General features: G+C 72.0%; 13 protein-coding genes. 6 read left to right on the top strand and 7 right to left on the bottom strand.

Annotation, left to right across the window (positions count from 1 at the left end; genetic code table 11):
- Nucleotides 1-199: 199 nt before the first annotated feature.
- A complete protein-coding gene (gene hisN / locus AB0I53_RS47135; protein ID WP_358617088.1) occupies nucleotides 200-973 on the bottom strand; it encodes a histidinol-phosphatase in 774 nt (257 codons plus the stop codon).
- 116 nt (nucleotides 974-1089) lie between these two features.
- Here hisN and AB0I53_RS47130 point away from each other — a divergent pair, with 116 nt between their 5' ends.
- Nucleotides 1090-1764: a response regulator transcription factor gene (locus AB0I53_RS47130; protein ID WP_132485343.1), complete on the top strand. Its 675-nt coding sequence runs from the start codon at nucleotides 1090-1092 to the stop codon at nucleotides 1762-1764.
- A 6-nt stretch (nucleotides 1765-1770) separates the two neighbouring features.
- Entirely contained in the window at nucleotides 1771-3045 is a 1275-nt protein-coding gene (locus AB0I53_RS47125; RefSeq protein ID WP_358617085.1) for an ATP-binding protein, read from the top strand.
- Nucleotides 3046-3189: 144 nt separating this feature from the next.
- Here the strand turns inward: AB0I53_RS47125 and AB0I53_RS47120 are convergent, their stop codons facing one another.
- Entirely contained in the window at nucleotides 3190-3717 is a 528-nt protein-coding gene (locus tag AB0I53_RS47120; protein WP_358617082.1) for a GtrA family protein, read from the bottom strand.
- Between the two features lie 48 nt (nucleotides 3718-3765).
- Complete coding sequence (locus AB0I53_RS47115; protein WP_358617080.1) at nucleotides 3766-6258, bottom strand: sigma-70 family RNA polymerase sigma factor; 2493 nt, start codon at nucleotides 6256-6258, stop codon at nucleotides 3766-3768.
- A gap of 195 nt (nucleotides 6259-6453) precedes the next feature.
- On the opposite strand from AB0I53_RS47115, the gene AB0I53_RS47110 reads away from it, so the two are divergent.
- The 3 genes from AB0I53_RS47110 (at nucleotide 6454) to purE (ending at nucleotide 9133) form a co-directional block, all read left to right on the top strand.
- A complete protein-coding gene (locus AB0I53_RS47110) occupies nucleotides 6454-7257 on the top strand; it encodes a hypothetical protein (RefSeq protein WP_358617092.1) in 804 nt (267 codons plus the stop codon).
- Between the two features lie 129 nt (nucleotides 7258-7386).
- Nucleotides 7387-8571 (top strand): 5-(carboxyamino)imidazole ribonucleotide synthase, encoded by a 1185-nt coding sequence (locus AB0I53_RS47105; RefSeq protein WP_358617078.1) that lies wholly within the window; start codon nucleotides 7387-7389, stop codon nucleotides 8569-8571.
- Nucleotides 8572-8644: 73 nt separating this feature from the next.
- Nucleotides 8645-9133: a 5-(carboxyamino)imidazole ribonucleotide mutase gene (gene purE / locus AB0I53_RS47100; RefSeq protein ID WP_358617090.1), complete on the top strand. Its 489-nt coding sequence runs from the start codon at nucleotides 8645-8647 to the stop codon at nucleotides 9131-9133.
- Between the two features lie 63 nt (nucleotides 9134-9196).
- Here the strand turns inward: purE and AB0I53_RS47095 are convergent, their stop codons facing one another.
- Nucleotides 9197-9979, bottom strand: coding sequence for a thioesterase family protein (locus AB0I53_RS47095; protein WP_358617076.1), 783 nt, complete (start codon nucleotides 9977-9979; stop codon nucleotides 9197-9199).
- Between the two features lie 187 nt (nucleotides 9980-10166).
- Here AB0I53_RS47095 and AB0I53_RS47090 point away from each other — a divergent pair, with 187 nt between their 5' ends.
- The gene (locus AB0I53_RS47090; RefSeq protein WP_358617073.1) at nucleotides 10167-10592 is read left to right on the top strand and encodes a DoxX family protein; all 426 of its coding nucleotides are present in this window, start codon (nucleotides 10167-10169) and stop codon (nucleotides 10590-10592) included.
- 202 nt (nucleotides 10593-10794) lie between these two features.
- Here AB0I53_RS47090 and AB0I53_RS47085 read toward each other — a convergent pair whose 3' ends face one another.
- The 3 genes from AB0I53_RS47085 to AB0I53_RS47075 form a co-directional block, all read right to left on the bottom strand.
- Nucleotides 10795-11505, bottom strand: a complete 711-nt coding sequence (locus AB0I53_RS47085; protein ID WP_358617070.1) for a TIGR03089 family protein — start codon at nucleotides 11503-11505, stop codon at nucleotides 10795-10797.
- A 15-nt stretch (nucleotides 11506-11520) separates the two neighbouring features.
- A complete protein-coding gene (locus AB0I53_RS47080; protein ID WP_358617068.1) occupies nucleotides 11521-14133 on the bottom strand; it encodes an AAA family ATPase in 2613 nt (870 codons plus the stop codon).
- Between the two features lie 111 nt (nucleotides 14134-14244).
- The coding region (locus AB0I53_RS47075) for an SDR family NAD(P)-dependent oxidoreductase (RefSeq protein WP_358617066.1) at nucleotides 14245-15271 on the bottom strand (1027 nt) is incomplete at its 5' end.

The following is a 15271-nucleotide window of genomic DNA, read 5'->3' as shown; positions in this document are numbered from 1 at the left end:
CCATCTGTCGCAAGAGGAAGGATCAACCAAGGGCTTCATCCATGATCAACCGGGGCCGCAACACCAGCACCCGAGGTTAAACAACAAGCTATAGCGGCCATTTCCACTCACGACGCAGACCGGATCGGCGCTACCTCAGCGCCGGTCCTTCCGGTGGCCGGGCGTCGATGCCCCCGACCTCGCGTCCGGCCGCCGGAGCCTACTTTTGCAGCAGTCGCAACGCTTCCGCGTGCAGGTGGCCGTTGGTGGCGAGCGCGTTTCCGCTGTCGTAGCGGGGATTTCCGGACAGGTCCGTGAACTTGCCGCCCGCTTCTTCCACCAGGATCTGGGCCGCCGCCACGTCCCACGGGTTGACGATCGGTTCGGTGGCGATGTCGATCACGCCCTCTGCGACCAGGCAGTGGTGCCAGAAGTCGCCGAACGCCCGGTTCTCCCAGCAGGCGTCGATCAGCCGCAGGTAGGACTCCCGCGAGTGGTACTCCACCCAGGTGCCGAGGTGGGTCGTCGACACGTACGCATCGGCGAGGTCGCGCACCCCGGACACCGCGATCCGCTCCGGCTCCGCGTCGCCGGTGCGGCACCAGGCGCCCGCCCCGGCCGCCGCCCACCAGCGCTTCCCGAGTGCCGGCGCGCTCATCACGCCGACCACCGGACGGCCGCCGTCGACCAGCGCGATGAGCGTCGCCCACACCGGGACGCCGCGCAGGAAGTTCTTCGTGCCGTCGATCGGGTCGAGCACCCACGCCCTGCCGTCGCCGGCCGTGCCGCCGCGCTCCTCGCCGGCGACCACGTCGTCCGGGCGCTGCGCGCCGAGCACCTCGCGCACCGCGTCCTCCACCGCGAGGTCCGCGTCGGTGACCGGCGTGCGGTCGGGTTTGCGGTCCACGCTCAGGTCCCGGGCCCGGAACCGGGCGCCGGTGATCCCGTCAGCGACGTCGGCGAGGTGCAGTGCGAGATCGAGATCGCTGGTCACGCGAGGAACCCTAGCCCGCCTCGCCCGGCGATCGGGCAAGGGCCCGCGACCAGCCGGGTCCGGCGATTCGCCCATGACGCCGGACGTGATCATCCGCGCCCTCTAGGCTGGAAGGCGTGAGCGTGGTGCTGCTGGCAGAAGACGACCCGGCCATCGCTGTGCCGCTGTCCAGGGCGTTGCAGCGCGAGGGTTATTCGGTGCAGGTGATCGAGGACGGCCCATCGACGCTGCAAGCCGCGGCTTCCGGTGGGATCGATCTCCTGGTGCTGGACCTCGGGCTGCCGGAGATGGACGGCCTGGAGGTGTGCCGGCGGCTGCGGGCGCAGGGCCGCGGCCTCCCGGTGCTGATGCTCACCGCGCGCACCGACGAGGTCGACTTCGTCGTCGGCCTCGACGCGGGCGCCGACGACTACGTCGCCAAGCCGTTCCGGCTCGCCGAGCTGATGGCCCGGATCCGCGCCCTGCTGCGCCGCGGCGCCCCGGAGACCCTGGAGGCCTCCGGCGTCCGGCTCGATCTGACCGCCCGGCGGGTGCTGGTCAACGAGCACGAGGTGCAGCTGGCGAACAAGGAGTACGAGCTGCTGCGGGTTCTGATGCAGCACGCCGGTCAGGTGGTGACCCGCGAGGAAATACTGGAAGAGGTCTGGCCGGAGTCCGACCGCAAGGGCAGCAAGACGCTGGACATGCACATCTCGTGGCTGCGCCGGAAGCTCAGCGACAGCAACGGGCGGCTCGACGAGACCCGGATCGCCACGGTGCGCGGCGTCGGGTTCCGCTTCAACTCGGACTGATCCGCGATGCGCCGCCGAATCCTGCAGGCCACACTGCTCGCCGTCGCGGTGACCGCGGTCGTCCTCGGCTTGCCGCTCGGATTCAGCGCGCTGAAGCTCGTCCAGGATCTCACCACCGGCGACCTGTCCACCCGAGCCCAGCAGATCGCGACGCTGCTCGACGAGCAGATCGCCTCGCAGCGCGCGATCGACCTCAACGCCGCCCGGCTGGCGGTGCCCGACGGCGCCCGGCTGATCGTGCGAACCCAGGCGCACGACTACGCCTACGGCCCGGATCCCGGGAAGGACCCGTTGGTGGAGAGCGTGCCGATGGTGCAGAGCGGCACAGTCACCATCGCGGCGCCGAGCGGACCGGTGCGTACCCAGCAGCTGCAGGTGGCGGGGCTGGTGCTGATGCTGGTGGTGCTCTCGGCGGGCACCGGGATGATCGTCGCGACCCTCACCGCCCGGCGGCTCTCCGACCCGTTGAAGCACGTCGCGGCCCGCGCGGCCCGGCTCGGCGCCGGCGACTTCCGAGCCGATCCGCAGCGGCACCAGGTCCCGGAGCTCGATCGCGTCGCCGATGCGCTGGACGCCTCCGGCGCGGCGTTGTCGCAGCTGGTGCAGCGCGAGCGCGACCTCGTCGGAGACGTCTCGCACCAGCTGCGCAGTCGGCTCACCGCGTTGCACCTGCGGCTGGAGGCCCTCGCCACGACGGACGACCCGGAGATCACCGAGGAGGCCAATGCCGCCCTGGAGCAGGCCGAACGGCTCTCCGGTGTGCTCGACGACCTGCTCGCGGCGGCCACCGCGGCGCGCTCGCGGGACGCCGAACCGCTGGACGTGTCGAGCCTGCTCACCGATGTCGCGGGGGAGTGGCGGGAGCCGCTGAAGGCCGAGGGCCGGACGCTGCGGTTGAAGGTGTCGGAAGGCGTGCTCGCCCGCGCCACTCCCACGCGGCTACGGGAGACGATCGGCGTGCTGCTCGACAACGCGCTGCGGCACGGCGAGGGAACCGTGACGCTGGCGGCGCGGCAGGGCAGCGGCACCGTGGTCGTGGAGGTCGGCGACTCCGGCCACGGCGTGCCGGACGCGCTGGTGCCGTACGTCTTCGAGCGCGGCTTCTCCGGGCGCGGCTCGACCGGCGTCGGCCTGGCGCTGGCCCGCGCGCTGGTGGAGGCCGACGGCGGCCGCCTGGAGCTGAGCCAGGCGCGCCCGGCGATGTTCGAGGTGTACCTGCCGATCGCCCGCGCCGACGACATCCTCGGCGTCTCCTGGAACCGCGAATCCACCCCGCGCTGACCCGCTGGCGAGGCCCTTTCCGCTGGTCAGCTGCCGTGAGTCCTTTGGGTCGCTATAGCAGCCCAAAAGACTCACGGCCCCGTGCCTGCGGAAATGCCGCTCCAGAAGCGGGCCGTTGCCGTGTCGCGGCCGAACCGCGGAGTCTCAGCGGGTCGAGATTCGGTCGCGGGGCGCGGTTCGGCGGTCGGCCTGCTCGGCGGGGAAGACCCACTTCCGGAACGCCCACCAGCGGAACGCCATGCCGACCAGCAGCCCGATGATCTGCCCCGACGTGAAGTCGGCGATCTCCTCCACCAACCGGCTGGTGTAAGGCGTCTGCAGGTGCAGCAGGTACCGCGAGACCCACAGCGGCGCCGAGTACATCCCGACCGCGATGCCGCTGATCACGAAGTACAGCGTCGCTTCGTGGTGCCGCCGCCGGCCGCCGCGGGTGCGGAACGACCACTCCCGGTTCAGCACGTACGACACGATCGTCGCGGCCAGCACCGCGATCACCTTCGAGGTGACCGGCTTCGGCGACAGGATCGTCAGCTTCAGTGCGTAGAAGATGCCCGTGTCGATGAAGAACGTGATCGCGCCGACGACCCCGAACTTGAGCAACTCGCGGTGCCGGATCGCGAGGGACCGGTACGGGTGCGGGATGCGAGCGAGTACCGAATCGACAGCGGACACACCCCGAGTCTACGGAGCTGCTCCGACCGGGCGACCGCAGTCGCCGAATTACCTCGGTCGGTGCGGCTGTGACGTTGACCCCGTCGACGAAGTGCTCGTCGGCGGCGCAGTGCTGCTCGGTGTCTCCGAACTGCTCATCGGTGGCGCGGTGCTGCTCGGTGTCTCCGAACTGCTCGTCGGTGGCGCGGTGCTGCTCGGCGGTGTCGACGTGGTGGGTGGTGTCGTGGTCGGCGGTGTTGTGGTCGTCGAGCTGGTCGGCGGCGTGGTCGTCGTCGAAGTGGGCGTCTGCGAATCCGGCAGCGGCGCGTTCACCGGCCAAGGCCACCAGCAGTGCGCCGGGCGCCACGGCGGCCGGTCGCCCCAATCCCACGGCGGCCGTTCGCCCCAGCCCTGGTGCGGCGGCCACGGACATTCCGGCGGCGTGCTCGTCGTGGTCGGCGCCGGTGGTTCCGGCTCGGGCGGCGTCGGTAGCCACGGGAACCAGAGCCGCACGGTCACCGGGTCGCTGTCATCGGCCGAACCCAGCTCCGCGGCCACCGGGATCGTCACTTCGCGGATGATCCAGCCGTCCGCCGGTCCTGCCGGAACCGGATCGGCCCCGGACGGCTCCGTCGCGAGCAGGCCCACCGGATGCGGGTTCAAGGGCCACGGGAATCCCGGCAGTGCGGTCACCCAGGCCTCGCTGTGGAAGGACTTGCCGGGGGCCAGCTCGGCGGCGCACCGGATCCGGCCCGGTTCGAAGTCGCACATCGGCGACAGGCCGACCGCCTGAACGCCCGGCGGCAGCTTGGCCACGGCCTCGGCGCGCCCGGTGCTCGTTCCGGTGTTGCGCACGTCGATCGTGACCCGGCTGCACAGCCAAGGCACGTGGCCCGGGGTGTCGTGGCCGTCGCACAGCCGCAGCCCACCCGCGTTCCAGGAGGAGGTCCTGACGTCCACGCCGTCGACCGGCGTCGGCGGCTGGACCACGACCGGAACGGTCGGCAGCTGCAGCTGGATCTCGGTGCCCGCGCTGATGTTCGCGGTGATCTCGCCGCCGGTCGAGGACTCGTCGGCCTGGATGCGGTAGTCGAAGACGAACGACTCGCCGGGCCGGAGGCCGCGATCGGTGGTGCAGGTGATCGAGCCGGAGCCGTTCGTGCAGCTCACCGAAGGTGCGTCCGGGGCCTGCGCGCGAACCGGGGTCGACGACGCGACCCAGCTCTGCGGGCTCGTCGAGGCGGGCCCGGACCGGGTGGCGTTCGGCAGCCGCGCGGACACTCCCGGCGGCAGCTTCAGCGTGGAGATGACCGGCTCGGACGGCCCGGAACCGCTGTTGTTCACCATGATCGGCAACGCGACCGGATCGCCACCGGCGACCAGCTGGATCGGCTCGGCCGGTCCCGAGGCGTTAAGCACCGGCGTCGCCGCAGGCGGAGCCGGTGGCGGCGGCGCGGGTTGCGGTGCCGGTTGCGGCACGGGCGGCTGCGGAGTCGGCGGAGCCGGTGGCTGGGCCGCCGGAGGTTCCGGAGCCGGAGGCGGCTGGACGGCGGCCGGTGGCGGCGGCGCAGCCGCGGCGACCGGCACGGACTGGTCGGTGCCGGAGGCCAAGGCGATGGCGACGGCCGCGGCCAGCACCGCCGTCGCCGCCCCGGCGGTGATCGCCTGACGCGGCGCGGCGCTGGCAGCGCCGGCCGCACCGGAGGCGCTGCCTGCGGCGACTGCCGCGCCGGCGGCCGCTCCGCCGGAGGACGAGAGGGCGAGGTAACCGGTGACGGAGCCGCCGAGCACCAGCGGCGCGATGATGACGCGCAGCGCACCGTTGACGTCGGCGAGCTCCGCGGCCAGCGCGCGGCAGCGGTCGCAGCCATCGAGATGCGTCTCGACCTGGGCGGTTTCGCGCTTGGACAGCCCGCCTCGGGTCCACGCGCCGAGCCGGTCGACGGCGGCCCGGCACTGCTCGACGCCGGCCTCGGCGGCGTCCAGCTGCCCGAGGTGCACCTGCAGGTAGGCCTGGCGGAGCCCTTCGCGAGCCCGGTAGGCGAGCGCGGAAACGCCGTTGGGCGTCAGGCCGAGCAGCGGCGCCACCTGCGCCGGCGTCTGGCCTTCGATCTCGATGTGCCACAGCACGGTCTGCCAGCGCTCCGGCAGCCGGGTGAACGCCTGCGCGGCGAGCGTGCGCTCCAGCCCGGCGACCGCGGTGTCGGTGAACGGCACGCTCACGTCGGCGCCGGACACCTCCGCGACGTCGTCGGCGAGCTGCACCTTGCGTTCGCGGCGGGTCCGGTCGTAGGCGGTGTGCCGCAGTGCGGTGAGCAGGTAGGCGCGGAACGCGGTGTTCGGGCCGCGCCCGTCGCGAAGCGTGTCGAGCACCTTCGCGAAGGCCTCGGAGACCAGGTCGTCGGCCTCCGCCGGGGATTTCGCGACCTGCCGCGCCATGTTGTACGCCGCGCCGACGTGCCGCTCGTACAGCTGCGCGTAGGCCGCGGACGAGCCGCTGCGGACCTCTTCCAGCAGCTCACCGTCACTGGGCCCCTGCACTTCGGCCGGTACTGTCGCCACGCCGCACCTTCCTCCCCGCAGGGCGTTCGCCGATCCCGTTCGTAGTAGGGAGTCATCTTCGGTCGATGTCATGACGTGTGAAAGCTGAAGATTATTGTGATCTAGATCTTATTGCTTGCGCCATCTGCTCCACCGTCATGGGCGACGCATTGCTTCGTCCCGTTGACAGGGAGTTGCTGAGGAGGGGCGTTGAGTATGAGGGAGTGGCCGCTTAGGTGTGACGCGACGACGGTGGATGGGCGTCGCCGTGCGCTGCGATCCCGCTGGCGCACGGCGAGCCTCGCCGCGGGCTGGCCGTTTCCGAGCGATTGGGCATCGGACGCGGTGGACGCGGTGTGCGCGGCGGTCGTGGCGGAGGGCGACGTGGCGGAACAGCTGGCCGATCTCGGCGCGTCCCGGGCGGAGGCCGGCGTCGGGCTCGCCGGGACGCTGCAGGACCTCGCCGCGCTGCACGCGGTGTCGGTCGGCGCGCACGACGGGCTGGTGTCCGCCGACCCGGACGCGGTGCCGACCGCGATGGTGCGCGCCACCGCGCTGGGCTGGTCCGATGTGGTCGCCCGGATGTCGGTCGGGCGCGAGGTGGAGGACCCGCTCACCGGCCTGACTACCGTCGGCTACCTGCGCACCCGGCTGCACGAGGTGTACCGGGCGGCCCGCGCCGAGGGGCAGTCGGCCGGCGACGGGCACGTGCTGGTCACCGTCTCGCTCGGGTCCACGGCCGACGACTACCCCCGGATGATGGCGATGGTGCTGATCGCCGACGCGCTGCGGACCGTGTTCGACGGCGGGGAGACCGCGTCGCTGCTGCGGTCCGCGACGGCGGTGGTGCTGGCGCAGCGCGACCGGCTGCTGCCCGCCCGTTGCCTCCAGGCGCGCTGGACGATCCAGCACCGCCTGGCGGCGGATCCGGCCCTGCGCGGCTGCGGGCCGGTGCTCCTGCGGGAAGATGTCCTGCCGGACGGCCACCACGAGGCGTGCGAGCTGCTGGCCTCCCTGTGATCGCCTGCGTGGCGATGGCTTCTCGAACGGCCATCGCCACTCGCGACGGCGGCGAAATCGCCTGTGAGGTAGGTCGCGTCGGGAGGTCCCGGCGCTGGTGCGGGCCGGTCGCCGCTCTAGGCTGACGGGGTGGACCACCGCACCGGAACCCCAGTTGTCGGCATGATCGGTGGCGGGCAGCTCGCGAGGATGACCCACCAGGCCGCGATCCCGTTGGGGCAGTCGCTGAAGGTGCTGGCGACCTCGGCGGATGACGCCGCGGCACTCGTCTCGCCGAACGTCGAGATCGGCCACCACACGGACCTCGAAGCGCTGAAGAACTTCGCGCAGGGGTGCGATGTGGTCACCTTCGACCACGAGCACGTGCCCGGCGAACACCTCCGCGCGCTGGAGGCATCCGGTGTCTCCGTGCAGCCCGGGCCGGACGCCCTGCTGCACGCGCAGGACAAGCTCGTGATGCGCCGCAAGCTCGCCGAACTCGGCCTCCCGGTGCCGCCGTTCGCCGAGGTCACCGCGGTCGGTGACGTGCTGGAGTTCGGCGCGGAGCACGGCTGGCCGTGCGTGCTGAAGACCGCCCGCGGCGGCTACGACGGGCGCGGCGTGTGGGTGCTCGACACCCCGGACAGCGCCAAGCGCACCGTCACCGAGCTGCTGGAGAGCGGCTCGAAGCTGCTCGTCGAGCAGTGCGTGGCGCTGCGCCGGGAGCTCGCCGCGCTGGTCGCGCGCTCGCCGTTCGGGCAGGGCGCGGCGTGGCCGCTGGTGGAGACGGTGCAGGAGGACGGCATCTGCGTGCAGGTGCTCGCCCCGGCCCCGAACGCCTCGGCGGAACTGGTCGAGCAGGCTCAGGACCTCGCGCTGAAGATCGCCGAATCGCTCGACGTCACCGGCGTGCTCGCGGTCGAGCTGTTCGAGACCGACTCCGGCCTGGTGATCAACGAGCTGGCGATGCGCCCGCACAACTCCGGGCACTGGACCATCGAAGGCTCCCGCACCTCGCAGTTCGAGCAGCACCTGCGGGCGGTGCTCGACTACCCGCTGGGCAGCACCGAGCTGACCGCGCCCGCCGTGGTGATGGCCAACCTGCTGGGCTCGCCGACCGAGCTGAAGATGGGCGTGGACGAGCGGCTGCACCACCTGTTCGCCCGCTACCCGCACGCGAAGGTCCACCTGTACGGCAAGAGCGAGCGCCCGGGCCGCAAGCTCGGCCACGTGACCGTGCTCGGCGACCGGATGGACGAGGTGCGGGAACAGGCGCGGCTGGCCGCGCACTGGCTGTCGCACGCCGAGTGGCTCGACGGCCACGAGATCCACTGACACAGCACCCGTACGACGCAGCGAAGCGAGAGGTCCGAGCGTGGCAGGCGAGAATCCATTGGTCGGCTTGATCATGGGCAGCGACTCCGACTGGCCGGTGATGCAGGCGGCGGCGGACGCGCTCACCGAGTTCGACGTGCCGTTCGAGGCCGGCGTCTACTCCGCGCACCGCACGCCGCAGCGGATGCTCGACTACGCCCGCACCGCGGCCGACCGCGGCATCCGCGTGATCATCGCCGGGGCGGGCGGCGCGGCGCACCTGCCGGGCATGGTCGCCTCGGCCACGGTGCTGCCGGTGATCGGCGTCCCGGTGCCGCTGAAGTACCTCGACGGCATGGACTCGCTGCTGTCGATCGTGCAGATGCCGGCCGGGGTGCCGGTGGCGACGGTGTCGGTGGGCGGGGCGCGCAACGCGGGCCTGCTCGCGGTCCGGACGCTGGCGGCGGACTCCGGCGAGCTGGGCGCCCGGCTGCGCGCGGACATGGCCAAGTTCCAGGCCGACCTGGAGGAAATGGTCCTCGGCAAGCACGACGCCCTCCAGCAGAAGGCCGCCCAGCGCTGACGCGGCCCCGCCTGGTCGTGAGTGCTTGTTCCGGTAAGAACCGGTATGAGCACTCACGAGCTTTCAGCCGAGCTGGTTGACCATCACCGCTTCGTGGGCGTTGCCGATCGGGCCTCGCTCGTCGTACAGGCGGGCGCTGGCCACGCCGATGCCGGTGGGCTGCACTTCCCGCTGGATCTCCATGCCGAGCCATTCGCCTTCGAACGGCCGGTGCAGGTAGAGCGTGATGTCGGTGTTGATCCACGGCCCGAAGATCGGCCCGATCGGGCTGGCGGCGCTGATGCAGTCGACGAGCACCGCGACGTGACCGAGCGGGCTCAGCGGCTCGCCGGGCAGCAGCGGTAGCGGCATCCGCATCCACGCCCGGCTGGTGCCGGTCGCGCTCTGGTCGGCCAGCCACCGCACCTGCACCACGTCGTGCACGCCCCAGCGCAGGCCGAGTTCCGGCGGCAGCAGGTGGCCGTCGGCGATTCCTTCGGGGCCGGGGAAGGGCACCTTCTCGGCTGGTTCCGGTCCGTCCACATCGGAGTGCCGGAGCAGCTGGGCGGTGGCGTGCGCGACGTCGTCGTCGCCGGCGGTGAGGGTCGCCTCGATGACGTGCAGCCGCTTTCCGGTCCGAAGTGGACGAACGGATGCGGCGAGCGGGGTGCGGGGCACCGGTCGCATCAGGTCGACGGTGAGCCGGGCGACGAACAGGTCGGGGTCGTCGGTGTGCTTCTCGACGGCGCGGGCGAGCAGCCCGGCGATCGGGCCGCCGCCGGTCAGTTCGCCCCACGGGTTGCCCGCCGCTTCGCTCGGCACGAACAGCTCGCCGTCGGCGTGGAAAAGGGCCTGGTTGTCGCGCATTCCCCGATGTTACCCGTCGGTAGTAACCGGGTGGTACTGGTCGTTTGCCAGTTTTCTGGCGAGTTGTCGCGGAATGGTTCCACATCTCGGGAGCCGTGTGAGCATCTTCTCGACGGGGATGGTTATTTGAAGGTTCACGTATATTCTTGGCGACGCCGCCAGATACCGACCTCGAAAGGTTCCTCCCATGCAGCACAGCCTTCGCGACGTGACGATCCTGGTCGCGCGCCTCGTCGTGGGTGCGACGTTCCTCGCGCACGCCTACCAGAAGTTCGTGCTCTACGGAATCGACAACGTCGTCGCTTCGTTCGGCAAGATGGGACTGCCCGCGGTCGCGGCGTGGTTCACCGCGCTGGTCGAGCTGCTCGGCGGCCTGGGGCTGATCCTGGGCGTGCTGATGCCGGTAGCCGGTGCCCTGCTCGCGGCGGTCATGGTGGGCGCGCTGTTCACCGCGCACCTCAGTGGCGGGTTCTTCTTGTCGGACGGCGGTTTCGAATACGTGCTGGTGCTCGCGGCGGCCAGCCTCGCGCTCGGCTTCAGCGGCACGCGCTTCACGCTCACCGGCCTGTTCACGGGCAAGTCGGTGGAAAACCGCGAGAAGGCCACGGCCTGATCAAAGCGAAGGGCGCCTTCGACCATTCCGGTCGGAGGCGCCCTTCGCGCGTCAGGCTGCTCTGGAAATGACTTTGATCTTTGTCTTTGAAGCGGCGTAGCCGCTTAGCCCACGTTTGCAGCTTGCGCCGCTGCGGGTTCTCAGGCGTCGGCTGAGGTTCCGCTGCCGGCGCCGCCACGCAGAACGAGTTTGGAAACCGTCTCTAGTTCAGGTCGACGGTGATGCGTTCGTCGGCGCGGCGCTGGGTCATCTTCTGCGGGTCAGGATTGGTGCAGTGCACCAGGGATGCTCGCGCGGCCAGCACGGTGAGGAGGCCGTCCACGACTCCGCCCGGCAGCCCCCATTCCAATGTGGACAGCACGCGGTCGTCGCGGCCGATGTGCAGGGCCTCGGCGCGCCGCCGGGCCTCGGCGAGCAGGTCTTCGACCGACAGGTCCAGCAGCGCCGGGTCGTCGCCGCCGACCGGCGAAAGCGGGCTGAAGTCGTCGCCGTGCACGCGGATGTCCGACACGTAGTCGGCGACTCCGCCCGGCAGGCCCCGCACCGGCGCGCCGAGCGCGTCCAGGCCCACGGCGGCGATGGTGTGCGCGCCCTTGCTGCTTTCCAGGTCGGACGCCGGGACGAACGCCACCTCGGCGCCCTGCGGGTCGTCGGTGATGTGCGCCCCGCACCACCAGGCGCCCAGCAGTACCCCGACGGTCTGCCAGTGCGCCGGCAGCGCCACCAGCACCGGCGCGCCCGGCTCCAGGTCGAGCTCGTCGACCAGCCAGTTCGCCGTCTTCGCCGCCCAGTTCGCGGTGGTCGCGCGGGACAGCTCGATGCGCGCCCCGGTGGCGTCGTCGTAGTGCGTGATCAGCGGCTTCGGGGCTCCGCCGGCCAGCAGCGGACCGAGCAGTGCCTGGGTAACGCTCATGCTTCGAGCCTAACGTCACGGTTCGAGGTCGAAGTCGCGGAGCTGGCCCCGGCCGGCGATGCCGAGCTTCGGGAACACCTTGTGCAGGTGGTATCCGACGGTTCGGTGGCTGATGAACAGCCGGGCGGCGATCTCGCGGTTGCGCAGTCCCCGGGCGGCGAGCGCGGCGACTTCGCGTTCCTGCGCGGTCAGCGCCGTGATGTCGCCGCGAGGCGCCGACCCGCCGCAGGCGCGCAGCTCGCCGCGGGCCCGCTCCGCCCATTGCCGCGCTCCCAGGCTCTCGAACAGGTCGATGCCGACCCGCAGCTCGGCGCGGGCTTCCGCGGGCCGCCGTTCGCGGCGCAACCACTGGCCGTGCAGGAGCGATCCGCGCGCCCGCTCGAACGGAAAGTCATCCACGTCCGATGTGGACAATCGATAGTGCTTCTCGGAATCGCCGGCGAGTGCCCGGCAGCGGTGCAGAATCGCTTGCAGCCACGGCGGATTCGACGAATCGATCGAAGGCTCGACGATCCGCTCCACGCGTCCGGCCCGGATATGTGCTTCGACGGCGTCAGCGGCGGCCAGCCGGGCGATGTGCTCGTGGGCTTGCGGCAGGCCCGGCGTGGACAGCGCCGCGAAGCGGTCGCTCGCCTGCTCGACGTCGCCGGATGCCAGCTCCGACACCGCCAATGCCCAGGTCGCCTGGGCGGCGGCGAGGTTGTTGTGCACCGGCATGGCGAGCTCCAGGGCGAGTTGCGCGTGCCGGCGGCAGCCCGCATCGCCGCGCCACGCGGCGAGCAGCGCGAGCTGGGACAGGAAGTCGGCCTCGCGCGGCCGCTGACCGGTGTCGCGAGCCAGGTGGAGGCCCTCGGCGGCGTGCTCCGCGGCGTCCGCCCACAACCCGAGTCGGCACTCCAGCTCCACCAGCCACGGCAGCGCGATCGCCGAGATGGCCAGCATGCCCGTGGTGCGCAGCTGCTCGTGGGCTGCAAGCCCGAATTCCCTGGCCGCCCAAGGATCCCGGCCAAACCGGTTGAGCAGCATCGGCAGCAACCAGCGGTGCGCGCCCGAGTCGCGGACCGGCTCGGGCGCGGCGTCGAACACCTCCCACGGCTCGGCGTCGACGACCCGCAGCTCCAGCACGTCCGCGAGCCAGCGGCCGTAGTTCCGGAACCCGGGCAGCTCGGCCACCTGCCGAGCCAGCCGGCGGGCGTCGCCGAGCCGGTCGGCGTGCAGCGCCGCATCAGCTGCCAGGAAGAACAGCTCCCCGGCCTGGTCCGGCAGTTTTGCCGCCCAGTTCTGGGCGTGGCGGCGCAGGAAGTGCAGGGCCGTGACCTGATCACTGCTGTAGAGCTCGACGAGGCTGCGGGTGCGCACCTGCATCGGGGTGTTCTCGCTGATCCGCGACAGCAACGTTCGCGCCAGCCCGACGTGACCGGATTTCCAGGCCACGTGCGCCGCGGCAGCGGTCCGGCGCTCCTGATCGGCCTTGGCCGGGCTCAACCGGGCCGAGTGCAGCAGAACCGAAGCGGTCGCGGCAAGGCCGCCGCGTGCCTCCGCGTCGTGCGCGTCGGTTTCGAGCTCGGCCGCGAGCGCCTCGTCCGGTTCGGCCGTTGCCAGGCAGCGGTGCCAGCGGGCGCGAAGCGGATCGGTGGCGGCCAGGGCGGCCGAGATCTGCCGGTGCGTCCGGCCGATCTGGCCGCTGGTCGCCGACGAGTAGGTCGCCGCGCGGGCCAGCGGATGTGCGAAGCGCAGGCGGCCGCCGGAGACCTCGACGAGCCCGGCCCGCTCCGCCGGATCGAGCGGGCCGCCGAGGCGCTCGACCAGGTCGAGGCGCCCGGTGTCGTCGGCTGCGGCGATCAGCAGGGCGGCTTGCGTTTCCGCCGGCAGCGCCTGGAGTTGGGCGGTGAACGCGGCTCGCAACGCCGTGTCGACCGGCACGGTTCCGGTGAGCGCGTCGAGCGCCAGCCGGTCCCGGTCCGCGCTGCGTCCCAGCGTGGCCAGCGCGAGCGGGTTCCCGGCGGTGGCGGCGACGAGCCGGTCGCGGGTCGGCCCGTCGACGGGTGTGCCGAGCTCGTCGAGCAACCGCGCCGCGCTGTCGCCGTCCAAACCGGAAAGCCGCAGCTCGGCCAGCCCGGCGCTGTCCACCGCGCGCGGAGCGGGATCGCGCACCGCGAACAGCATGCCGATCGGCCGGTCCGCCAGCCGTCGCGCGGCGAACAGCAGGGCGGTCATCGACGCGCGGTCGACGTCGTGCGCGTCGTCCACGACGACCAGCACCGGAGCCCGCTCGGCGACCAGGTTCAGCAGCCCCAGCACGGCGGCGCAGACCAGCCGATCCGTCGTCTCGCCGGCTGCCGTGCCCAGGGCCCGGCGCAGCGCATCCGCCTGCGGCTCGGGCAGCCCGTCGACCTCGTCCAGCACCGGGAGGAGGAGCTGGTGCAGCCCGCTGAACGCGATCTCGACCTCGGATTCCACTCCGCTCGCGCGAAGCACCCGGCCCGGCGCGCCGGGCACGACCTCGGCCAGCAACGCGCTCTTGCCGACACCGGCTTCACCGCGGATCACCAGCGCGTTTCCGGCGCCGGAGCGGAGCCCGGTCAAGACGCCGCCCAACACGCGCAGTTCCTCGTCCCGACCGATCACACCACCAGCTTAGGAGCCGCTCACCGGGGAGCGGTCACGACGGAATGCCGGGTGGCATCCGCATCTTGCCGCCCCGGCTCGGGCCGCCGCCGACCTCGACCGACGAGCCCGTCATGTAGCCGAAGTCGTCGCCGGCCATCGCGAGCACCGCCCGCGCGATCTCCTCCGGTGCGGCCATCCGCTCCAGGGCGCTGACGTTGAGCGGCCCCCACGCGTCCCGGAACGCCGGCCACACCGCGTCCGGGATACGAACGCGGTGTCCGTGGTGCCGGGCAGGATCGCGTTGACCCGGATGCCCCGCGTGCCGTAGTCCAGCGACGCGGCCTGCACGATTCCTTCGATCGCGCGTTTGCTCGCGGTGTAAGCGGTTCCGCCCGGGCGCGTCGAACCGGACGAGGTGCAGATGATCACGCCGCCGCCGCGGGCGAGCAGGTGCGGCACCTCGTACTTGATCGACAGGAAGACGCCGCGCTCGTTGGTCAGGTGCACGTCGTCGAAGTCCTCCGGCCGCATCTCGTGCAGCGGCGCGGACTTCGTGATGCCGGCGTTGTTGAAGGCGATGTCCAGCCCGCCGAAGCGGCGCGCGGTCTCGTCGACGAAGTGCTGCAGCTGCTCGGGAATCCGCACGTCGGCGGGCAGGTAGGCGGCCTCGCCTCCGGCCGCGCGGATCTCCGCCTCGACCTGCCTGCCCAACTCGACGCGCCGGCCGCAGAACGACACCCGGGCGCCTTCGGCGGCGAAGGCCTGCGCGGTGGCCCGCCCGATGCCGGACGTCCCGCCGGTGATCAGCACGGCCTTGCCGGCGAACCGTCCGCTGGGCGCGGCGGCGGGAGCGGGCTGGGTGGCGGGCCCGGCGAGGTAGGCGGGCAGCGCCGCGCCGGTCACGGTGCCGACGGCGCCCACCGCGGCTCCGGCGGTGGCGATGCCGAGCAGCGCGCGGCGGCTCCGCCGAACCGGGCGGCTAGTGGTTTCTTCTTCTGCGACAGGTGAATCCGTCATGATGCCGGTGGAAACCTTTCCGGGAAGCGATGTTGCCACCAGCTTCACGTCGAAGCCGCGGTCGGTCGCGTGCAGCGCCCGGTTCACGCGCGGCAGAGCGAGCGCGGTCGGCAGCGCGCAATCCAGTTGCCGCCCGCCG

Source organism: Saccharopolyspora sp. NPDC050389 (genome assembly GCF_040655595.1).
Lineage (GTDB): Bacteria > Actinomycetota > Actinomycetes > Mycobacteriales > Pseudonocardiaceae > Saccharopolyspora.
Note: the sequence above shows the minus strand (reverse complement) of the source record. Positions and strands in the feature narration are given on the sequence as shown.

Coding starts and splice junctions, on each gene's coding strand:
- AB0I53_RS47125 (WP_358617085.1), top strand. CDS start 1,771: ATGCGCCGCCGAATCCTGCAGGCCACACTGCTCGCCGTCGCGGTGACC.
- AB0I53_RS47110 (WP_358617092.1), top strand. CDS start 6,454: ATGAGGGAGTGGCCGCTTAGGTGTGACGCGACGACGGTGGATGGGCGT.
- purE (WP_358617090.1), top strand. CDS start 8,645: ATGGGCAGCGACTCCGACTGGCCGGTGATGCAGGCGGCGGCGGACGCG.
- AB0I53_RS47095 (WP_358617076.1), bottom strand. CDS start 9,979: ATGCGCGACAACCAGGCCCTTTTCCACGCCGACGGCGAGCTGTTCGTG.
- AB0I53_RS47090 (WP_358617073.1), top strand. CDS start 10,167: ATGCAGCACAGCCTTCGCGACGTGACGATCCTGGTCGCGCGCCTCGTC.
- AB0I53_RS47085 (WP_358617070.1), bottom strand. CDS start 11,505: ATGAGCGTTACCCAGGCACTGCTCGGTCCGCTGCTGGCCGGCGGAGCC.